This is a genomic window from Rhodoferax sp., from assembly GCF_011391645.1.
Classification (GTDB): domain Bacteria; phylum Pseudomonadota; class Gammaproteobacteria; order Burkholderiales; family Burkholderiaceae_C; genus Rhodoferax.
In genome coordinates this window covers 1-21065 of the sequence record NZ_JAABQC010000042.1, presented here as the reverse complement: position 1 = coordinate 21065, position 21065 = coordinate 1, and the positions used below count along the sequence as shown (strand labels likewise).

The window sequence follows — 21065 nt, the reverse complement described above, 5'->3', positions numbered from 1 at the left end:
AACCCGCCAAAAAACGCGTTGCCCTCGGTGAAGGCCAGGCTGTAGCCGTAGATGAACCACAGCACCACGATCATCGAGAACGTGACCATCACCTGCATCAGCACCGACAGCATGTTCTTGGAGCGCACCAGGCCGCCATAGAACAGCGCCAGGCCAGGCACGGTCATCAAAATGACCAGCAGGGTGGAAACCATCATCCAGGCGGTGTCGCCCTTGTTGGGGACCGGGGCCGGTGCGGCCTCGGCGGCGGCAGGCGCAGCGGGCGCAACCGCCAGTGCGACGGCGGGGGCCTCAGCCGGTGGGGCCTCGGCCATGGACGCCACCGGGGCGGCTTCCGAGGCGGCGGGTGCCGCGGGGGTTTGCGCCATGGCAACGCTGCCAAGGAGCAGACTCAAACCCAGGGTAAGGGAGGCAAGTAGTTTTTTCATGTTGGTACTCTCACGGATCTGGTTGTTAGAGCGCTTCAACGCCGGTTTCGCCGGTGCGGATGCGGACGACCTGCTCGATGGGGCTGACAAAAATCTTGCCGTCGCCGATCTTGCCGGTGCGGGCGGCACCTTCGATGGCCTCGATGACCTGATCAATCAGTTCATCGGCCACGGCAGCTTCCACCTTGACCTTGGGTAAAAAGTCGACCACATATTCGGCTCCCCGATAGAGCTCGGTATGGCCTTTTTGACGACCGAAGCCTTTGACCTCGGTCACGGTGATGCCCTGCACGCCGATGCTGGAGAGCGCTTCGCGCACCTCATCGAGCTTGAAGGGTTTGATGATGGCGGTAACAAGTTTCATGCAGACTCCTTAAATAGATAAACGTCATTGATGCCGGATGATTGAAGCTTCATAAGCCCTCCAACGTGTTTGGACAGGCTTGATAAGCAGGGTTCGTGCCAGAGTTTTCCGGTCAGAGCGATGCGGCGGCTGCCATGCTTGCAACGCACTGCGCTAAGATGTCTGTATAAAAAAACAGCATGCACCATAAGAGTGCATATTTTGTTTGCCTGTTGGCGGTAAACGCACTTTTTAAGCGGGGATCACGCCATGAGTTTGTCTTTGGTGCAAAGCAGGGCCTTGCTGGGGCTGGAGGCCGCCGCGGTCACGGTCGAGGTGCATCTGGCCAATGGCCTGCCCAGCTTTACGCTGGTGGGCCTGGCCGACGTGGAGGTCAAGGAAGCGCGCGAGCGGGTGCGCTCGGCCCTGCAAAATTCGGGGTTGGAATTTCCTGGCAACAAAAAAATCACCGTGAATCTGGCTCCCGCCGACTTGCCCAAGGACTCTGGCCGCTTTGATTTGCCGATTGCGCTTGGCATTCTGGCGGCCAGCGGACAGATTGACGCTGCCCGACTGGCCGGCTACGAATTTGCCGGTGAGTTGTCACTCTCGGGCGAACTGCGCGCGGTGCGTGGTGCCCTGGCGATGAGCTTGGCGCTGCATGCCAGCCGGGTGGTAACCAAACTGGTGTTGCCCCCCGGCAGCGCAGAAGAAGCCGCACTGGTGCCTGACGCGCAGGTGTACCGGGCGCAGCATTTGCTCGACGTGGTGCAACATTTCCTGCCGCAGGCCGCAGACGCCCCTGCGGCCGAGCCCGCCAAAGGCTGGAGCCGGGTCAGCGCGGCCACACAAATGAAGCAAGCGCATTACCCGGACATGGCCGACGTCAAGGGCCAATCGGGTGCCAAGCGCGCGCTTGAGATTGCCGCCGCCGGCGGCCACAGCCTGCTGCTGATGGGGCCGCCGGGTTCGGGCAAGTCAATGCTGGCGCAGCGCTTTGCCGGGCTGTTGCCGCCCATGACCACCGACGAGGCGCTGCAAAGTGCCGCCATAGCCAGTCTGGGTGGCCGCTTTGCGCTGGACCAATGGGCGCAGCGCCCCACCTGCCACCCGCACCACACCGCCAGTGCGGTGGCGCTGGTGGGGGGTGGCTCGCCGCCGCGCCCGGGTGAAATTTCACTGGCGCACCACGGCGTGCTGTTTCTGGACGAATTCCCCGAGTTCGCGCGCGCCGCCCTGGAGGCGCTGCGCGAGCCGCTGGAGACCGGGCGCATCACCATCTCGCGGGCGGCGCGGCGGGCCGATTTTCCGGCCCAGTTCCAGTTGATCGCGGCCATGAATCCCTGCCCGTGCGGCTATTTGGGCTCAACGCAAAGAACCTGTCGCTGCACGCCCGACCAGGTTGCGCGTTACCAGGGCAAGCTCAGCGGCCCGCTGGTGGACCGTATTGATTTGCATGTGGAAGTGCCTGCGGTGAACAGCGCCGAGCTTCTGCAAGCGCCTGCGGGTGAGTCCAGCGCCGACATCCGCGCGCGTTGCAGCGCGGCGCGCGAACGTGCCGTGGTGCGCCAGGGGATGGCCAACCAGGCTTTGCACGGGCAGGCGCTCGACAAGCACTTGCTGCTCGACGAGGCAGCGGCCAAGTTTTTGAACGTGGCGGCCACGCGCCTGGGCTGGTCGGCACGCAGCACGCACCGTGCCCTCAAGGTGGCGCGCACCATTGCCGACCTGGCAGGCGCCCAAAGCACCCAGGTCACCCATGTGGCCGAAGCCATGCAATACCGGCGGGCCTTGCGTACCAGTTGACCTTGATCAGCATGTCATCCAGCCGTTTTGATACCGCCTTTGTGTTGCGCCTGTCGCTGGCGCAACTGATCAGCTGGGGCAGTGTTTTTTACCTGTTCTCACTGCTGATCGAGCCGCTTGAGCGCGAGCTGGGCCTGAGCCGGGCTGAAGTGTCGCTGGCGTTCAGCCTGGGTTTGCTGGCCGAGGGCCTGATGGCCTACCCGGTGGGGCGCTGGATTGACCGTGGTCATGAGCGCGCCGTGATGACGGCGGGCTCGGTGCTGGCCGGCCTGTGCCTGGTCTTGCACAGCGTGGTGACGGGTCTGGCCGGGTTGTATGCGGTCTGGCTGGGCCTGGGGGCGGCCATGGCAGCGGTGTTGTATTCGCCGGCTTTTGCCCTGCTGACGCGACGCTTTCCGCACGACTTTCGCCGCGCCATCATCACGCTGACCTTTTTGGGTGGACTGGCCAGCACCGTGTTCATTCCACTCACCGCCTGGCTCATGCAACTGCTGGGCTGGCGCGATGCCCTGGTCGTGCTGGCGCTGTTGCACCTGCTGCTGTGCGCGCCGCTGCATTGGCTCACCTTGCGTGGGGCGCCCGGGCGCAGGAAGTCAGTGGCACACAACGTGGATGAGTCTGGGAGCGGCTTGCGGCCTTTGCTGCGCAGTGCGCCCTTCCTGCTGGTGGGTGTCTTCACGGTACTGATGATGTCGGTCACGGTGGCCATTCCGGCGCACATGGTGAGCCTGTTGCGTGAAAACGCGTTGCCCGAATTCTGGGTGATCGCGCTGCCCGCCGCCATTGGCGTGATGCAGGTGCTGGGGCGTCTGCTGCTGTTTTTCTTTGAACACCATGCCGACCTGCACCGGGTCAACCGACTGGTGCCGCTGCTGATTCCGCTGGGGGTGCTGGCATTGCTGTTGGCACCGCTGACCGGCGGCTGGCAGGTGGCCGTGGTGGGCCTGTTTGTGCTGGTCTACGGGCTTGGCAATGGCATGCTCACGATAGTCAAGGGCACGGCCATCGCCGAGTACGTGAGCCGGGACCATGTCGCCACGCTCAATGGCGCTCTGGGGGTACCGCTGGCGCTGGCGCGGGCAGCGGCACCGCTGTTGCTGGGGGTCATGTGGTCACCCCAGGCCGGGTACAGCCACGGCTTGTGGCTGTTGCTGGGCCTGAGCAGCTTGGGCGTGGCCGCCCTGATGCTGGCGCAGCGACTGAGTTTGCGTCGGGCCAGTCCGGCGTCGTCAGGCATCAGCGGCTGACGACGGGTGCCGGGGTACGCGCCACGGCAGGCTCGGAGGTGCGCGAGTGAACCACACGGGGCCGGTTGGTCTCGGCGGGCTGGTCTGTCGCGGTGGATGCCGTTGGCGATGGCGCGGCTGATGGGACGGGGTTTGTGGCGCTGTTGTCAGCCGCGGCCGGCGCATTGGCCGAGGGCCCAGCGGCTGGCAATACCACCATGCGTGGTTCCTGGGGCTTCGCCTGGATGCGGATCAGCGTTGCGCCCATGGCCAGCACGATGACCACGATGACCGCCACCGCGCCCCACAGCGCTTTGTTGCTGCCGGCTGGGGCTGGGGTAGGACGCTGTGTGGCCATAATTTTCCTGCTCCTTAAGAGAGTCACAAGTTGGGCGCCAGCAGGCGCTGCAGGTCGCGCTCGTTCATGCCGCGCCGCGCAGCCAGGTCCTTGAGCTGGTCGTCGCCAATCTTGCCGACATTGAAATAGATGCTGTCAGGGTGGCCAAGGTAGAAGCCGCTGACACTGGCCGCCGGGTTCATGGCCAGGCTCTCGGTGAGCGTCATGCCGATGTCCTCGCATTGCAGCAGTTCAAACATGTCTTTTTTCACGCTGTGGTCGGGGCAGGCCGGGTAACCGGGCGCCGGGCGAATGCCCTGGTATTTTTCGGCGATCAGGTCGGTGGCCACCAGCGCTTCGCTGGGCGCGTAGCCCCACAGGTCGGTGCGAACTTTTTTGTGCAGGCATTCGGCAAAGGCTTCGGCCAGCCTGTCTGCCAGCGACTTGAACAGGATGGCGCTGTAGTCGTCATGCGCCGCCAGGAACTGCGCTTCCTTCTTGTCGCTGCCCAACCCGGCGGTGACAGCGAAAACGCCGACATAGTCCTTGATCCGCGCGTTGTCGGGACCCGTCGCAGCCTTGGGCGCGACAAAGTCGGCCAGGCAGCGGCTCGGGCGCATGACGCCGTCGATCTCTTCCTTGGCCGCCTGCTGGCGCAGCCCGTACCAGGTCATGGCCACGGTGCTGCGGCTCTCGTCCGTGTACAACGCAATGTCGTCGTCATTGACGGAATTGGCCGGGTAAATGCCCAGCACGCCATTGGCGCTGAGCCAGCGGCCCTCGATGATTTTCTTCAGCATGGCCTGGCCGTCGGCATAGACTTTTTTGGCCTCGGCGCCAACCACCTCATCGTTGAGAATCGCGGGGAACGGCCCGGCCAGATCCCAGGTCTGAAAGAACGGGCCCCAGTCGATGTACTGGGCAATCTCGGCCAGGTCAAAGTTCTTGAAGACGCGTTTGCCAATGAACTTTGGTCGGGTGGGCTGGTAGCTGGCCCAATCGATCGGCGTTTTGTTGGCGCGCGCCTTGGCCAGCGGCCACAGCGGCGTGACCTTTTTGTTGGCGTGCTGCTGGCGCACCCGTTCGTAGTCGGTGTTGAGTTCTTCCACAAAGGTCTTGACACCCTCGCCGAGCAGGTTTTGCGCCACGCCCACACTGCGCGAGGCATCGGGCACATAGACCACCGGGCCGTCGTAGTGCGGTGAAATTTTCACGGCGGTGTGGACCCGGCTGGTGGTGGCGCCGCCAATGAGCAGCGGAATCTTCTTGATGCGGAAATAGTCGTCCTTCTGCATCTCGCCGGCCACGTACTGCATTTCTTCCAGGCTCGGCGTGATCAGGCCCGACAGGCCGATGATGTCTGCGCCCTCGGACTTGGCGCGCGCCAGAATTTCATGGCAGGGCACCATCACGCCCATGTTGACCACGTCGAAGTTGTTGCACTGCAGGACCACGGTGACGATGTTCTTGCCGATGTCGTGCACGTCGCCCTTGACGGTGGCGATGATGATTTTGCCCTTGGTCTGCACGTCGCGCCCGGCGGCCTCGTCGCGCAGCTTTTCTTCTTCGATGTACGGGATCAGGTGCGCCACGGCCGATTTCATCACGCGCGCTGACTTCACCACTTGCGGCAAAAACATCTTGCCCTGGCCAAACAGGTCGCCGACGATGCTCATGCCGGCCATCAGCGGGCCTTCGATCACATGCAGCGGGCGGCCACCTTTGGCGATGATGGCCTGGTAAGCCTCTTCGGTGTCTTCAACGATGAAGTCGGTGATGCCGTGCACCATGGCGTGCGACAGGCGCGCTTCAACCGTGACCGGGTGCTCGGGTGTGCCGCGCCATTCCAGCTTTTTCGACTCATCCTTGGCGCCGCTTTTGGCGGTTTCTGCAATTTCCACCAGCCGCTCGCCCGCATCGGGGCGGCGGTTCAGCACCACGTCTTCCACGCGTTCGCGCAAGGTCGGTTCCAGGTCGTCATAAACGCCGACCATGCCGGCGTTGACGATGCCCATGTCCATGCCGGCTTTGATCGCGTGGTACAAAAACACGGTGTGAATGGCCTCGCGCACCGGGTCGTTGCCGCGGAAGCTGAACGACACATTGCTCACGCCACCGCTAACCTTGGCGCCCGGCAGATTCTCTTTAATCCAGCGCGTGGCGTTGATGAAATCCACCGCGTAGTTGTTGTGTTCTTCAATGCCGGTGGCAATGGCGAAGATGTTGGGGTCAAAAATGATGTCTTCCGGCGGAAAATCGACCTCGTTGACCAGCACCCGGTAGGCGCGTTCGCAGATCTGGATCTTGCGCTCATAGGTGTCCGCCTGGCCCTGTTCGTCAAACGCCATCACCACGGCAGCGGCACCATAGCGGCGCAGCAATTTGGCCTGCTGTTTGAAGGCCTCCACGCCTTCCTTCATGCTGATGGAGTTGACCACGGGTTTGCCCTGCACGCAGCGAAGGCCGGCCTCGATCACGCTCCACTTGCTCGAATCAATCATCACCGGCACACGCGAAATGTCGGGCTCCGAGGCAATCAGGTTCAAAAACCGCACCATGGCGGCCTGGCTGTCTAGCATGGCCTCGTCCATGTTGATGTCGATGATCTGCGCGCCGTTTTCGACCTGCTGGCGCGCCACGCTCAAGGCCTGGTCAAAGTCGCCGTTCAGGATCATGCGGGCAAAGGCCTTGGAGCCGGTCACGTTGGTGCGCTCGCCGATGTTGACAAACGTGGCCACCTGAGACTTTGGGGACAGATCTTCAGCGCTGTCCCCAACAGAGGGGACAGCCTCGGCGCTTTCCCCTGCATCAGGGGCGCCAATCGTCAACGGCTCCAGGCCGGACAACTTCATGGGGGGGACAAGATTTACAGACATACAACTCACCTGTGGGCTAAGGGATCAGGTGAGCGTCGTTGGGGATGACTCCAAGCCTGACAAACCTCTCAGCCTGCTGCAACGCTCCTTGGAAGGCCGCGATTTTAAGGCGTGTCGCCCCTGAAGTCGCTCAAAGCACCCAGTCGTACTCAATCGTGATGGGGGCATGGTCGGAAAACTTCTCGGTTTTATAAATGCTGGCGGCTTTGGCGCCAGCCGCCATGGCCGGGGTTGCCAAATGGTAGTCAAGCCGCCAGCCGACGTTCTTGGCGTAGGCCTGGCCGCGGTTGCTCCACCAGGTGTAGGCCTCGTCGGTTGCGCCGGGGTGCAACTGGCGGTAAACATCCACCAGGCCGCCTTCGCTCAGCAGCTTGGTCATCCAGCTTCGCTCCTCGGGCAGAAACCCTGAGTTTTTCTGATTGCTCTTCCAATTCTTCAGATCAATCTCCTGGTGGGCGATGTTGACATCGCCGCACAGCACAAACTCGCGCCCGGCCTTCAACTGCTGCAAGTGCGGATAAATCTTTGCCAGAAACCTGAACTTGGCCTGCTGCCGGTCATCGCCCGAGGAGCCACTGGGAAAGTAGCAGCTGATGATGGAGCGCTTGACGGTTTTGGTGTCAAAGCGTAACTCCACATAACGCCCTTCAGCATCAAATTCAGGCTCGCCAAAGCCGATGATGACGTCGCTGGGTTCATGGCGGCTGTAGATGCCCACGCCGGAATAGCCTTTTTTGGCCGCAAAATGAAAATAGCCGCGCCGTTCGGCCATCTGCTCAAATCGCCCCGCCACATCGTCGGCCTGGGCCTTTACTTCCTGCACGCAAATACAATCAGGCGCTGTCTGCTCAACCCAGGCCTGTAAGCCTTTGCTGCTGGCCGAGCGAATACCATTGAGATTGAGGCTGGTTAACTTGAACAAGGACGTTTTCATGACAGATCGTGGTGTGCCCCAAGCTGATCCCAAGTCAGGCCAGGATGCGCTGGCGCTGGAATTTGTTCAGTTTGCGGTGGATTGCGGGGTGCTGCGATTTGGTGAGTTCAAAACCAAGGCGGGGCGTTTAAGCCCCTATTTTTTCAACGCCGGATTGTTTGACGACGGCGCCAAACTGGGCCGGCTGGCGCAATTTTATGCGCAGAGCCTGCTCGGCAGCGGCCTTGAATTCGACATGATTTTTGGCCCAGCCTACAAGGGCATTCCACTGGGCGCAGCACTGGCGGTGGAACTGGCTCGTCTGGGACGCAACGTGCCGTTCGCCTACAACCGCAAGGAGGCCAAAGACCACGGCGAAGGCGGTTCGCTGGTAGGGGCGCCGCTGAAGGGCCGGGTCTTGATCGTGGACGATGTGATGTCGGCGGGCACTGCGGTGCGCGAATCCATCGCCCTGATCCAGGCCGCCGGTGCCCAGGCCCATGCCGTGGTGATCGCCCTGGACCGGCAGGAAAAGGCCACTGAAAATGGCCTCGATGTCGACCACAGCGCGGTGCAGTATGTGCGGCAACAATTGGGTTTGCAGGTCTGCGCCATTGCCCGGCTTGACGACCTGATGCGGTTTCTGGAGCAGCACAGCGTGCCCGGCCTGGCCGATGCGCACCGGCGGGTACAGGCTTACCGGGCGCGCTATGGCGTCAGCGAGGCATCGTCATGACCCATGGATCATTCGCCCACCTGGTGCGCCATACGTGTGCCGGGCTATCTCTGGCGCTGCCCGCCACCCTCCTGTTGGCCCAGACGCCGGCGCCCACCAACCAGATCTACACCTGCACCGACGCCAGCGGGCGCAAACTCAACTCCGACCGCCCGATCAGGGAGTGCCTGGACCGGGAGCAGATTATTCTCAACCCCAGCGGTACGGTCAAAGCCACCCTCGGCCCCGTCATGACCGCATCCGAACGCAGCCAGTTGGAGGCCAGGATAAGAGCCGAGGAGCTGGAGCGGGCCAAAAGGGATGAAGAAAAAAGACTGAACCGCTCGTTGTTCATGCGCTACCCAAATCCAGCGGCTCACCACAAGAGCAGGGACGAGGCGGTGGAGCAGCTCATGCTGGCCAGGCAGGCTGGGGTAACGCGTATGACCGACCTGCTGGAAGAGCAAGCCAAATTGGCTGACGAAATGGCTTTTTATGCCAAAGATCCTGGCAAGGCACCTGCCGCACTGCAGCGGAAAGTCAACGCGTTGACGCGAACCCTGGCAGAGCAGAAGGTATTTCTGTCTGAAAAAGACGCTGAAATCAATCGGGTCAATGCGAATTTTGATGAAGAGTTCAAGCGCCTGGAACCGCTCTGGCGAGCCAGCCAGGTTGGTGGCCCGCCGGGCGTGACCCAATAAATCCGGTCTGCAGGCAGTGGCTAAGCCAATTTTTGCAATAACAAGGCGTTGACCTGTTGCGGGTTGGCCTTGCCCTGGCTGCCTTTCATGATCTGACCCACCAGCGCATTGAGCGCCCGGGCATTGCCGGCGCGGAACTCCGCCACATTCTTCGGGTTGGCGGCCAGCACGGCATCGACAATCTTTTCCAACGCGCCGCTGTCGTTCATCTGCTTTAGGCCTTTGGCGTCAATGATGGCATCGACCGTGTCGTCGGGCGCCGACCACAGCACATCGAGCACCTGGCGAGCGGCATTGTTCGAGATCGTGCCGTCCTGGATGCGATTGACCAGTTGCGCCAGTTGCGCCGGGGTGATGGGGCAGGCGCTGATGTCGGCTTCAATCAAATTGAGCCGTCGTGAGAGTTCGCCCATGATCCAGTTGCCCACCAGTTTGGGCTGGCCGCAGGCCTGGGTGGCGGCTTCAAAATAGGCCGCCACGTCGCGGCTTTGCGTCAGCGCCGTCGCGTCATAGTCCGACAGGCCGTAGTCGCGCACAAAACGCTGCGCCATCACGCGCGGCAACTCGGTCATGGCGGCGCGCACCCGCTCCACCCATTCTGGCGCGATCACCAGCGGTGGCAAATCGGGGTCGGGAAAGTAACGGTAATCGGCTGCGTCTTCCTTGGTGCGCATGGCGCGTGTTTCACCGGTGTCGGGGTTGAACAGCACGGTGGCCTGCTGAATGGCGCGGCCGTCCTCGATCTCTTCAATTTGCCAGCGGATCTCAAAGTCAATCGCCTGCTGCATGAACTTGAAGCTGTTCAGGTTCTTGATTTCGCGCCGGGTGCCCAGCGGCTCGCCGGGCTTGCGCACCGACACATTGGCATCGCAGCGGAACGAGCCCTCCTGCATGTTGCCGTCGGAAATGCCGATCCAGGTGACAATTTTGTGGAGTTCCTTGGCGTAGGCCACGGCCTCGGCAGTGGAGCGCATGTCGGGCTCGGTGACGATTTCGAGCAGCGGTGTGCCGGCGCGGTTCAGGTCGATGCCGGTCTGGCCGATAAAGTCTTCGTGCAGCGATTTGCCCGCGTCTTCCTCGAGGTGGGCGCGCACCAGGCGCACCGATTTTTTCTCGTCGCCCAGGTAAAACTCAACCGCGCCGCCCTGCACCACCGGAATCTCGAACTGGCTGATCTGGTAGCCCTTGGGCAGGTCGGGGTAAAAGTAGTTCTTGCGGGCAAAAATGCTGCGCTCGGCAATGTGCGAGCCCACCGCCAGGCCGAACTCGATGGCACGCTCCACCGCACCCTTGTTCATCACCGGCAGGGTGCCGGGCAGGGCCAGGTCCACGGCGCAGGCCTGGGTGTTGGGTTCGGCGCCAAACGCGGTGGGGGCGCGGCTGAAAATCTTGGATTGGGTGGAGAGTTGGGCGTGGGTCTCGAAGCCGATGACGACCTCGTAACCCATGATCAGCAGAGATGAGGTGACAGGTTTGTCATCTTGGAAAGTGGTGTTCATCGTCAGATTCCTTGCGGCTTGGCCGTGTGCCAGTCGGTGGCTTGCTGGAAGCGGTGCGCCACGTTCAGCAGGCGTGCCTCGCTCAAATAGTTGCCAATCAGTTGCAGACCCACTGGCATCTTGCCGGCACCAAAACCGACCGGCAGGCTCATGCCAGGCAAACCGGCCAGCGACGCCGGCAGGGTAAAGATGTCAGCCAGATAGTCGGCCAGCGGGTCACTGTGACCGCCGAGTTTCCAGGCCACGGTGGGCGCCACCGGGCCGGCAATCACGTCGCACAGCTGGAACGCCTGCTGAAAATCGTCGGCAATCATGCGCCTGATTTTTTGCGCCTGCAGGTAGTAGGCGTCATAGTAGCCATGGCTCAGCACATAGGTGCCGATCATGATGCGGCGCTTGACCTCATTGCCAAAACCCTGGTCGCGGGTTTGTTGGTACATGTCGTTGAGGTCGGTGTACTGGTCGGCCCGAAAGCCAAACTTGACGCCATCAAAACGACTCAGATTGCTTGAGGCTTCGGCCGGCGCAATGATGTAGTACACCGGAATCGACAGCTCGGTGCGCGGCAGCGAAATGGGCACCAGCCGGGCGCCGAGCTGCTCGAATTCCCGCAAGGCGGCATCCACCGCCGCGCGCACATCGGGGGCCAGGCCATCGCCAAAAAACTCCGCTGGAATGCCGATACGCAAACCAGCCAGATCGGCGTTGAGGCTGCGCGTGAAGTCCTCAGTGGGCACATCGAGCGAGGTGGAGTCGCGGTCGGGGTCGGGGCCGCACATGGCGCTGAGCAGCAGAGCGCAGTCTTCGGCGCTGCGCGCCAGTGGCCCGGCCTGGTCGAGGCTGGAGGCAAACGCCACCATGCCGTAGCGTGAGGCGCGGCCGTAGGTGGGTTTGATGCCGGTAACGCCGCAGAACGAGGCGGGTTGGCGAATCGAGCCGCCGGTGTCGGTGCCGGTGGCAGCCGGTGTCAGGCGCGCCGCCACCGCTGCCGCGCTGCCGCCCGAGGAGCCACCGGGCGTGCAGGACAGGTCCCACGGGTTCTTGACCGGCCCGTAAGCCGAGTTTTCGTTGGCCGAGCCCATGGCAAATTCGTCGCAATTGAGCTTGCCAAGCGTCACGACGCCGGCTTGCCCCAACCTGGCCACCACCGTGGCATCAAACGGCGAGTGGTAGCCCTTGAGCATTCTGGAGCCCGCCGTGGTGGCGAAATCACGCGTCACAAAAATGTCCTTGTGCGCCAGCGGCACGCCGGCCAATGGCCCGGCATTGCCTGCGGCCAGGCGGGTGTCGGCGGCGCGGGCTTGTGCCAGCGTGATCTCGGGCTGCACATCCAGAAAGGCACCGAACCCGGTGTGTGCCTCGGCACGGGTCAGAAAATGCTGGGCAGTTTCAAGCGCCGAAATCTTGCGCTCGCGCAGCAGTGTGGCCAGTTGGGCCACCGTCAGATCATGCAGATCAGAGGTCATTTGCGTCATGATGAATGGTTTCGTTCTTGTTTATTCAATCACCCGGGGCACCAGAAACAGGCCGGCATCGAGCGCCGGCGCATTGCGCTGGTTGGCCTCGCGCTGATTGGGCTCGCTGGCGATGTCGTCGCGCAGGCGCAGCGCCACATCACCCATGATCTCCACCGGATGCGCCAGCGGCACGATGCCGGTGGTGTCCACAGCGCGCATTTTTTCCACGATGCCAAAGAAATCATTGAGCTGCGCGCACAGGCGGGAGCGCTCGTCGGTGCTAAGGCCAAGGCGGGCCAGGTGGGCCAGCCGGTCAATATCAGCAAGGGAAAGTGACATGGTCGTTCAATCGAAACAGGGTGTAAATGGAGACCGGCAGGGCGCGGTTTTCAAAGTTATGCACAGGCAATAGGTTATTATCCATCCCTTGAGCGGCAACGTGCGCCAGCACGCCTTTAAGCCAAGAATTAACCCATTTTGAACCCGTTACCCGGTGACATGCGAGCCGATGCGCTCCATGTGCCCCAAAGGACTTATCCATGTTTGGAACATTTCGTCAGTATTTCTCGACTGACCTCGCCATTGACCTGGGCACCGCCAACACCCTGATTTACGTGCGCGACAAGGGCATCGTGCTGGACGAGCCCTCGGTGGTGGCGATTCGCCACGAAGGCGGCCCGCAAGGCAAAAAAATCATCCAGGCGGTGGGCAAGGAGGCCAAGGCCATGTTGGGCAAAGTGCCCGGCAACATTGAAGCCATTCGCCCCATGAAAGACGGCGTGATCGCCGATTTCACGGTGACCGAGCAGATGCTCAAGCATTTCATCAAGATGGTGCACCCGCGCTCGATTTTTCGCCCCAGCCCGCGCATCATCATTTGTGTGCCCTGTGGCTCGACCCAGGTGGAGCGCCGCGCCATCCGCGAAAGTGCGCTCGGCGCCGGTGCCAGTGACGTTTACCTGATCGAAGAGCCCATGGCCGCGGCCATTGGCGCCGGTTTGCCGGTGTCAGAGGCGCAGGGCTCAATGGTGGTGGACATTGGCGGCGGCACCACCGAAGTCGGTGTCATCTCGCTGGGCGGCATGGTTTACAAAGGCAGTGTGCGCGTCGGTGGCGACCGTTTTGACGACGCCATCATCAATTACATCCGCCGCAATTACGGCATGCTGATTGGCGAGCCCACCGCCGAGGCCATCAAGAAGAACATTGGCTCGGCCTTTCCGGGCAGCGAAGTGCGCGAGATGGAAGTGCGCGGGCGCAACCTGTCGGAAGGCGTGCCGCGCAGCTTCACCATTTCCAGCAACGAAATTCTGGAAGCCCTGACCGACCCGATCAACAACATTGTCTCGGCCGTCAAGAACGCGCTGGAACAAACCCCGCCCGAGCTCGGTGCCGACATTGCCGACCGCGGCATGATGTTGACCGGCGGCGGCGCGCTGTTACGCGACCTCGACCGTCTGCTGGCCGAAGAAACCGGCCTGCCGGTGCTGGTGGCCGAAGACCCGCTGACCTGCGTGGTGCGGGGTTGCGGTATAGCGCTGGAACAAATGGAACGCCTGGGCTCCATTTTTACCAGCGAATAAACAGGCCACGCAGCGATGCCTCTCGGTACGCTGGACGGCACGCCACCGCCATTTTTCAGGCAGGGTCCGTCCGCCCTGTCCAAGCTGGTCTTTTTCAGCACCCTGGCGCTGCTGCTGATGGTGGCCGATGCGCGCTTTCATGTCACCCAGCCTTTGCGCGCCGTGATTGCCACGGCGCTTTATCCGGCGCAGTGGCTGGTGCTGCGCCCCGTCGTCTGGGCGCAGGGTGGCAGTCAGTATTTCGTGGCACTCAACCGGTCCCAAGCCAAAGAGGCAGAGGCCCAGTACCAGTTGGGTCTGCAGTCCCAGCGGGCCCAGCAAGTCGAGCAGCTCACGCTCGAAAACACGCGCCTGCGCGCCTTGCTGGAGATGCGCGCGCGCGTCAATGCGCCCGCGCTGGCAGCGCAGGTGCTGTATGACGCCGCTGACCCCTACACCCGCAAAGTCATCCTTGACAAGGGGTCGCTGGACGCCGTGCTGGCGGGCGCGCCGGTGCTCGACGAAGTCGGCGTTCTGGGCCAGGTCACCCGGGTCTATCCCTCGGTGAGCGAAGTCACCCTGATCACCGACCCCAACCAGGCCATTCCCGTGCTCAACGCGCGCACCGGTGTTCGCGGGCTTGCTTTTGGCAACACTGCCCTGCTCCGTGGCACGCTTGAGTTGCGCTACATGGATGCCAATGTTGACATGGCGGCGGGTGACCTGCTGACCACCAGTGGTGTGGACGGCATCTACCCGCCCGGCCTGCAGGTGGCGCGCGTGCTGAAGATGGAGCGGCGGGCCGATTCGGCCTTTGCCCGGATTTCGGCAGAGCCGGTGGCGCGTCTGGATGGCAGCCTGCATGTGCTGGTGCTGCAACCGTTGGCGCAGCAAATTCTGACCCGACCCGAACCTGACAAGGCGGCGGCACCGATTGCCAGGGGGATCAAGCCATGATCATGCCGCGCGGCCAGCCGTTGCTGCTGCCGGCCAGTTCGCTGTTCATCTGGAGCAGCCTGCTGGCAGCCTTGAGTTTTAACATGCTGGTCAACATGGGCGGGCTGGGACGCTCAGCTTGGCTCCCGGATATGCTGGCGCTGGTGCTGGTTTTCTGGACCATTCACCAGCCGTTGCGGGTGGGCATGACGGCGGCTTTTGTGCTGGGCCTGGCGATGGATGTGCATCAAGGTGCGCTGCTTGGCCAGCATGCCCTGGCCTACACGCTGTTGAGCTTTCTGGCCATTGCCATGCATCGCCGCCTGCTGTGGTTCAGCGTGCCATCGCAAGCGGCGCAGGTGCTGCCCTTGTTTGTGCTGGCCCACGCCCTGAGCCTGTTGCTGCGCTTGCTTGCCGGGGACGACTTTCCCGGTTGGTCGATGGTGCTGGCTCCGCTGCTGGAGTCACTGCTGTGGCCGGTGGTCAGTGTCTTGCTGCTGCTGCCGCAAAAGCGCGTGCCCAATCCTGACCTCAACCGACCCCTGTGAGCCTGCCGGTCGTGTGTTTATGCTGAAGCCTGCATGAAGTTCATTCGCAATGTCCAGCTTGAACTGGCGCGCTTTCGCCTGCGGGTGCTGGTGGCCAGCCTGGTGGTGCTGGTCTGTTTTGGCTTGGTGGTGGCGCGGCTGGTTTACCTGCAGGTGGTGCGCCATGCCGATTTGCGTGCCCAGGCGGAGAACAATCGCACGGCGATTGTCCCGATCGTGCCCAACCGCGGGCTCATTCTGGACCGCAACGGCATTGTGCTGGCCGCCAACTACTCGGCCTACACGCTGGAAATCACGCCCTCGCTGGTTCCCGACCTGGCGCAAACCATCGATGAACTGGCCCTGGTTGTCGAGGTCACGCCGCGTGACCGCAAGCGCTTTAAAAAATTGCGCGAAGAAGGTAAAAGTTTTGAGTCGATCCCGCTGCGCAGCCGCCTGACCGACGAGGAAGTGGCCCGCTTTGCCGCACAGCGCTATCGCTTCCCCGGTGTCGACATCAAGGCGCGGCTGTTTCGCAACTATCCCTATGGCGAGCTGGCCAGCCATGTGATCGGCTACATCGGGCGCATCAACGCTGCAGAAAAAGAAAAGCTCGACGAATCGGAAGACGCTGCCAATTACCGTGGTACCGAGTACATCGGCAAGCTCGGCGTCGAGCAGGGTTTTGAGGCCCCGCTGCACGGCGTCACCGGCGTTGAAGCCATGGAAACATCGGCCGGTGGCCGCGCCACCCGGCGCCTGTCCAGCCAGTCGTCGACCCCGGGGCACACCATCAAGCTGTCGATTGACATCAAGCTGCAAAAACTCATCGAAGACATGTACGGTGAGCGTCGGGGCGCTTTGGTGGCGATTGATCCCAAAACCGGCGAGGTGCTGGCTTTTGTCAGCAAGCCCACCTTCGACCCCAACCTGTTCGTCGAAGGCATTGACCACGAAAGCTGGCAAGGACTCAATGAGTCGCTCGATAAACCGCTGCTTAACCGCGCGCTGCGCGGCACCTACCCGCCGGGCTCCACCTACAAGCCGTTCATGGCGCTGGCCGCCCTGACCACCGGCAAACGCAGCGCCAGCACACTCATCAACGACCCGCTGTTTTTCATGTTTGGCGGGCGCCGTTTTGGCAGCCCGGAAAATGAGCGTGGTGGCATCATGGACATGCACCGCGCCATTGTCGAGTCCAGCAACGTCTACTTTTACTCGCTGGCCAACGAACTGGGTGTCGATACCATGCACGATTTCATGAAGCCCCTGGGCTTTGGCCAGATCACCGGCATTGACATCCCCGGCGAGGTGCGCGGCGTGCTGCCCAGCACGGACTGGAAGCGCAGCTACTACAAACGTCCGGAGCAACAAAAATGGTATGCCGGCGAGACCATCTCGCTGGGCATTGGCCAGGGTTACAACAGTTTCACCATGCTGCAACTGGCGCAGGCCACCGCCATCGTGGCCAACCATGGCATCAAGCACACGCCCCACCTGGTGCTGGCGACGCAGGACACCAGCACACAGCTCAGCGTGCCGGTTGCCCGCCAGCCGCCTGAAAATCTGGGGTACAAACCCGAGCACCTGGACACCATCCGGCGCGCCATGGTGGGGGTGACGCAAGTCGGCACCTCGCGCCGCGTGTTTGCCGGCGCCGGCTACCTCAGCGGCGGCAAAACCGGCACCGCGCAAGCCGTGTCGCTGCGCAAAAACGAAAAATACAACGCCGCCCGCATGGAAGAGCGCCAGCGTGACCATTCCCTCTACATTGCCTTTGCGCCGGCGGACGATCCCAGAATTGCGCTGGCCGTGATTGTGGAAAATGCCGGCTTTGGCTCGACCTCAGCCGCCCCTATTGCCCGTCGTGCCTTTGACTATTGGCTGCTGGGCCAGTACCCCAACGCGGCAGACCTGGCTTTGGTGAGCAAGGGCGAAGTGTCGGCGCCAATAGGCCAGCCGCTGCCCGCTGCCGACGTGCCCTGGCCGCGCGGCTCGGAGCCTGCCGTTGCAGTGGCAGCACCCGCTTCAACACCCGCCTCTGCGTCCGCCCCCGCGTCAACCCCGCGCTGATCCATCACCGGGGCGGCTTCAGCGCATGAATGCGTCATAGCTGGTCTTGAGGATCAGGGCGCTGACCACCAGCAAAAACACGATGCGCACAAAACCGGTGCCATGCTTGAGCGCCAGCCGCGTGCCCAGCAGACTGCCCAGCACGTTGGCGATCGCCATGGCCAGCACAAAATGCCACCAGATGTGGCCCTTGGCGACGAACAGTGCCAGTGCCGACAGGTTGGTGGCGGTGTTGACCAGCTTGGCCGCTGCCGAGGCGCTCAAAAAGTCGTAGCCCAGCAGGCGGACAAACAAAAACACCAGAAAGCTGCCGGTGCCGGGGCCAAAAAAGCCGTCATAAAAACCCATCACGGCACCAATGCTCGCGGCAATGAGTTTTTCCTGCACCCCCGAATAGCTCGGCGCGTGGGTGCGGCCAAGCTCCTTTCTGGCCAGGGTATAGAGCAACACCAGCAGCAGCACAAAGGGCAGGAGCTTGCGCAGAAAGTCTGGCGAGACCACGGTGACCAGCCAGGCGCCCATAAAAGAGGCCAGCAGTCCCGCGCCTGCCGCCGGCAGCAGCGCGGCCCAGCGCATCTGCACTTTCTGGCTGTATTGCCAGGTGGCCATGCCTGTGCCCCACACCGAGGCCCCCTTGTTGGTGCCAAACAGCGTGGCCGGATGCGCGTTGGGAAAGGTGGCAAACAGGGCGGGAATCAGGATCAGCCCGCCGCCGCCCACAATGGAGTCGACAAAGCCGGCAAACAGCGAGGCGACAGTGACAATGAGCAATTCCATGGCGTCATTGTCGACCTAATTGAAAAAGGCACCGGGGTTGCCGATGCCTTGTTTCTGTTTGCTTTTTGACCCTTGCGGGCTTGATCTCCTGGGGCCTTTCACTTGGGTCAGCACGTGTCTGACCTAGCGATGGGTTGACTGTATGCGCCAATCCGGTGCAGCGCCATCGGGAGTTACCCTAGGCAGTAACTTTTTGGTGCACAGGCCGGCGCCATGAGCCCATCACCGGCCCGCTGCAATCCAGCGCGCCGCTTTCTCGGCCATCATCAGCGTGGGTGAATTGGTGTTGCCGCTGGTGATCACCGGCATGGCGCCAGCATCCACCACGCGCAACCCCCCGATCACGCCGCCCGGCCCGCGCACCCGCAGGTGGGGGTCTAGCACCGCCAGCGGGTCATCGGCGTGCCCCATTTTGGTGGTGCCGACCGGATGAAAAATGGTGGTGGCGATGTCGCCGGCCAGCCGCGCCAGATCGTCGTCGCTCTGGTACTGGACACCTGGTTTGAACTCCTGCGGCTGGTAGCTGGCCAGCGCCGGCTGCGCCACGATGGTGCGCGTCAGGCGCAAGGAGTCTGCCGCCACCTTGCGGTCGGCCTCGGTGCTGAGGTAGTTGGGTGCGATGGCGGGGGCGGCGGTGAAGTCTGGCGACTTGATCTGCACGCTGCCGCGACTCGTGGGGTTTAGGTTGCAGACGCTGGCGGTGAACGCCGGGAAACTGTGCAGCGGCTCTCCAAACGCCTCCAGGCTCAGCGGCTGCACGTGGTACTCGACGTTGGGGTAGGGCTGGCTGGCGTCGCTGCGGGTAAACGCCCCCAGCTGGCTCGGCGCCATGCTCATCGGGCCGCTGCGTTTAAGCGCATATTCAAGCCCGATCATGGCCTTGCCCAACAGCGAACTGGCCTGCATGTTGAGGGTTTTGACGTCCTGCACCTTGTACACCGAGCGAATCTGCAGGTGGTCCTGCAGATTGGCCCCGACACCCGGCGCGTCATGCAGCACGGTGACGCCATGTTGCCGCAACAGCGCGGCCGGGCCGATGCCGGAGAGCTGCAAAATTTGCGGCGAACCGATGCTGCCGGCACTCAGAATCACTTCGCCGGAAGTCATGGCGGTGACCCTGCCGCCGGGCGTCTGCACCACCACGCCAGTGCAGCGCAACTGGCCATTGGCCTGTGCTTCGATGTTGAGCTTGACCACCTGGGCCGAGGTCCAGAGCGTGAAGTTGGGGCGGCTCATACACGTGGGACGCAAAAAAGCCTTGGCCGTGTTCCAGCGCCAGCCACTGCGCTGATTGACTTCAAAATAGCCCACGCCTTCGTTGTCCCCCTGATTGAAGTCGTCGGTTGCTGGAATCCCGGCTTGCTGCGCGGCTTGGGCAAAGGCGTCGAGCACGTCCCAGCGCAGGCGCTGCTTTTCTATCCGCCATTCGCCGCCCGCGCCGTGAAACTGCTTGAACTGTTTGAGCCCGTCCGGAATGTGACCTGCCGACACGCCATCGAGCCGGTAATGGCTTTCGTGCGCCATGAAGTCGGGCAGGCTGTTGCGCCAGCCCCAGTCCTCGTCGCCGGTGAGCTGCGCCCACTGGTCGTAATCGCGCGCCTGGCCGCGCATGTAAATCATGCCGTTGATGCTGCTGCAGCCGCCCAGCACCTTGCCGCGCGGGTAACGCAGCCTGCGCCCGTTGAGGCCGGCATCGGGCTCGGTCTGGTACAGCCAGTCGGTGCGCTCATTGCCAATGCAATACAGGTAACCCACCGGAATGTGAATCCAGTGGTAGTTGTCCGAACGACCGGCCTCGATCAGCAACACGCGCCTGGACGCATCGCTTGAGAGGCGGTTGGCCAGCAGGCAACCGGCAGTGCCAGCGCCAATGATGATGAAGTCATAAGGGGTGCTCATGGCAAATCACTTTCTTGTTGTTGTCGGCACGGCGCGACGCGGGAGATGTCTCAGGGCGCATTTTGCCGCAAGCTGCGCAGAATGCAGAAATATCAGACACCACCCGAGTTGCCGTTACCATTCCAGCTTCATCCATTTGCACCATGCCCGAAGCCAGCCCCACGCTCGTTCAGTCCACCCCTCCAGGCGGCGTGCCGTGCGCCGTGCTGGGCGGCAGCTGGAGCGCCGCGCGCCTGGCTGAACCGGACAGCTGGAGCCGCATCACGCGCGCTTTGGCCGAGTCTGCCGGCACGACCGCTCTGAGCTGGGATTTGCGCCCCCTCGCAAGGCTGGATCACACCGGTGCGCAACTGTTGTGGAACAGCTGGGGCCGACAGTGGCCAACCCAGTTGCAGCTGCAGCCCGCCCAGCGAAGCATGCTGGAACGGGTCGCGCGCTTTACGGTACCGGTGGTCAAACCGGTGCGGCGATCAGCATGGCAGTTGTTCTTGCTGATGGGTGAGATGCTCTGGAAATTGTGGGACCACTTGGTGGGGCTGTTGCTGCTGCTGGGCCAGTTGCTGCTGGATGTCATGGCGCTGCTGCGCGCGCCCAGGCGCGGTCCGTGGCGCGATGTCTCGGGCCACCTGTACCGCATCGGGGCGACGGCGCTGCCGGTTACCGCCCTGGTGGGTTTTACCATTGGCGTGGTGCTGGCTTACCTGATGTCGCGACAATTGCGCCAGTTTGGCGCTGACACCTTCATTGTCAACATCCTGGGTTTGGCCATCATCCGTGAGCTCGGCCCCATGCTGGCGGCCATTCTGATTGCCGGGCGCTCGGGGTCGGCCATCACCGCGCAGATCGGCGTGATGCGCGTCACCGAAGAACTCGATGCCATGCGCGTCATGGGCATTGCCCGGGGTTACCGTCTCGTGCTGCCGCGCGCGATTGCCATGGCCATCGCCATGCCCCTGATCAGCGTCTGGACCACGCTGGCCGCACTGCTGG

18 protein-coding genes, 1 pseudogene and 1 riboswitch are annotated in these 21065 nt (G+C 62.6%); of the genes and pseudogenes, 9 read left to right on the top strand and 10 right to left on the bottom strand.

Annotation, left to right across the window (positions count from 1 at the left end; genetic code table 11):
- Both GPS82_RS07295 and glnK read right to left on the bottom strand, forming a co-directional pair.
- Positions 1-428 (bottom strand): annotated as a pseudogene (locus GPS82_RS07295) (ammonia channel protein); the annotation flags it as partial.
- A 25-nt stretch (positions 429-453) separates the two neighbouring features.
- Positions 454-792, bottom strand: a complete 339-nt coding sequence (glnK, locus tag GPS82_RS07290; RefSeq protein ID WP_296492760.1) for a P-II family nitrogen regulator — start codon at positions 790-792, stop codon at positions 454-456.
- A gap of 249 nt (positions 793-1041) precedes the next feature.
- Between glnK and GPS82_RS07285 the strand changes: the two genes are divergently transcribed.
- Both GPS82_RS07285 and GPS82_RS07280 read left to right on the top strand, forming a co-directional pair.
- A complete protein-coding gene (locus GPS82_RS07285) occupies positions 1042-2577 on the top strand; it encodes a YifB family Mg chelatase-like AAA ATPase (protein WP_296492758.1) in 1536 nt (511 codons plus the stop codon).
- 11 nt (positions 2578-2588) lie between these two features.
- Entirely contained in the window at positions 2589-3824 is a 1236-nt protein-coding gene (locus tag GPS82_RS07280; protein WP_296492756.1) for an MFS transporter, read from the top strand.
- On the opposite strand, the gene GPS82_RS07275 is transcribed toward GPS82_RS07280, so the two are convergent.
- From GPS82_RS07275 to GPS82_RS07265, 3 genes are all read right to left on the bottom strand, one after another.
- On the bottom strand, positions 3814-4161 hold the full coding sequence (locus tag GPS82_RS07275) for a hypothetical protein (protein WP_296492754.1): 348 nt from the start codon (positions 4159-4161) through the stop codon (positions 3814-3816). The two genes, GPS82_RS07280 and GPS82_RS07275, sit on opposite strands and share 11 nt — an antisense overlap.
- 23 nt (positions 4162-4184) lie before the next feature.
- Complete coding sequence (gene metH, locus GPS82_RS07270; RefSeq protein ID WP_296492753.1) at positions 4185-7016, bottom strand: methionine synthase; 2832 nt, start codon at positions 7014-7016, stop codon at positions 4185-4187.
- A 23-nt stretch (positions 7017-7039) separates the two neighbouring features.
- Positions 7040-7112: riboswitch (S-adenosyl-L-homocysteine riboswitch) on the bottom strand.
- A gap of 34 nt (positions 7113-7146) precedes the next feature.
- On the bottom strand, positions 7147-7950 hold the full coding sequence (locus tag GPS82_RS07265; protein WP_296492750.1) for an exodeoxyribonuclease III: 804 nt from the start codon (positions 7948-7950) through the stop codon (positions 7147-7149).
- On the opposite strand from GPS82_RS07265, the gene pyrE reads away from it, so the two are divergent.
- Both pyrE and GPS82_RS07255 read left to right on the top strand, forming a co-directional pair.
- A complete protein-coding gene (gene pyrE / locus GPS82_RS07260; RefSeq protein WP_296492747.1) occupies positions 7949-8665 on the top strand; it encodes an orotate phosphoribosyltransferase in 717 nt (238 codons plus the stop codon). The two genes, GPS82_RS07265 and pyrE, sit on opposite strands and share 2 nt — an antisense overlap.
- The gene (locus GPS82_RS07255; protein WP_296492745.1) at positions 8662-9345 is read left to right on the top strand and encodes a DUF4124 domain-containing protein; all 684 of its coding nucleotides are present in this window, start codon (positions 8662-8664) and stop codon (positions 9343-9345) included. Before pyrE ends, GPS82_RS07255 begins: the two co-directional genes overlap by 4 nt.
- 20 nt (positions 9346-9365) lie before the next feature.
- On the opposite strand, the gene gatB is transcribed toward GPS82_RS07255, so the two are convergent.
- From gatB to gatC, 3 genes are read right to left on the bottom strand one after another with little or no spacing between them, the layout of a single operon-like run.
- Positions 9366-10844 (bottom strand): Asp-tRNA(Asn)/Glu-tRNA(Gln) amidotransferase subunit GatB, encoded by a 1479-nt coding sequence (gene gatB, locus GPS82_RS07250; protein ID WP_296492742.1) that lies wholly within the window; start codon positions 10842-10844, stop codon positions 9366-9368.
- A 2-nt stretch (positions 10845-10846) separates the two neighbouring features.
- Positions 10847-12319, bottom strand: coding sequence for an Asp-tRNA(Asn)/Glu-tRNA(Gln) amidotransferase subunit GatA (gatA, locus tag GPS82_RS07245; protein WP_296492740.1), 1473 nt, complete (start codon positions 12317-12319; stop codon positions 10847-10849).
- Positions 12320-12340: 21 nt separating this feature from the next.
- Complete coding sequence (gene gatC, locus GPS82_RS07240) at positions 12341-12640, bottom strand: Asp-tRNA(Asn)/Glu-tRNA(Gln) amidotransferase subunit GatC (RefSeq protein WP_296492738.1); 300 nt, start codon at positions 12638-12640, stop codon at positions 12341-12343.
- Positions 12641-12840: 200 nt separating this feature from the next.
- Here gatC and GPS82_RS07235 point away from each other — a divergent pair, with 200 nt between their 5' ends.
- Genes GPS82_RS07235 through mrdA form a run of 4 tightly spaced genes read left to right on the top strand, consistent with a single transcriptional unit; the run spans position 12841 to position 17399 of the window.
- On the top strand, positions 12841-13884 hold the full coding sequence (locus GPS82_RS07235; protein WP_296492736.1) for a rod shape-determining protein: 1044 nt from the start codon (positions 12841-12843) through the stop codon (positions 13882-13884).
- Positions 13885-13899: 15 nt separating this feature from the next.
- A complete protein-coding gene (mreC, locus tag GPS82_RS07230; protein ID WP_296492735.1) occupies positions 13900-14820 on the top strand; it encodes a rod shape-determining protein MreC in 921 nt (306 codons plus the stop codon).
- Positions 14817-15347, top strand: a complete 531-nt coding sequence (gene mreD, locus GPS82_RS07225) for a rod shape-determining protein MreD (protein WP_296492734.1) — start codon at positions 14817-14819, stop codon at positions 15345-15347. Before mreC ends, mreD begins: the two co-directional genes overlap by 4 nt.
- Positions 15348-15380: 33 nt before the next feature.
- Complete coding sequence (mrdA, locus tag GPS82_RS07220) at positions 15381-17399, top strand: penicillin-binding protein 2 (RefSeq protein ID WP_296492731.1); 2019 nt, start codon at positions 15381-15383, stop codon at positions 17397-17399.
- A gap of 18 nt (positions 17400-17417) precedes the next feature.
- On the opposite strand, the gene GPS82_RS07215 is transcribed toward mrdA, so the two are convergent.
- The gene (locus tag GPS82_RS07215; RefSeq protein WP_296492727.1) at positions 17418-18176 is read right to left on the bottom strand and encodes a TSUP family transporter; all 759 of its coding nucleotides are present in this window, start codon (positions 18174-18176) and stop codon (positions 17418-17420) included.
- A gap of 222 nt (positions 18177-18398) precedes the next feature.
- The gene (locus GPS82_RS07210; RefSeq protein ID WP_296492725.1) at positions 18399-20075 is read right to left on the bottom strand and encodes a GMC family oxidoreductase N-terminal domain-containing protein; all 1677 of its coding nucleotides are present in this window, start codon (positions 20073-20075) and stop codon (positions 18399-18401) included.
- 143 nt (positions 20076-20218) lie between these two features.
- Between GPS82_RS07210 and GPS82_RS07205 the strand changes: the two genes are divergently transcribed.
- Positions 20219-21065: ABC transporter permease (locus GPS82_RS07205; RefSeq protein WP_296492723.1), on the top strand; the 847-nt coding region annotated here is incomplete at its 3' end.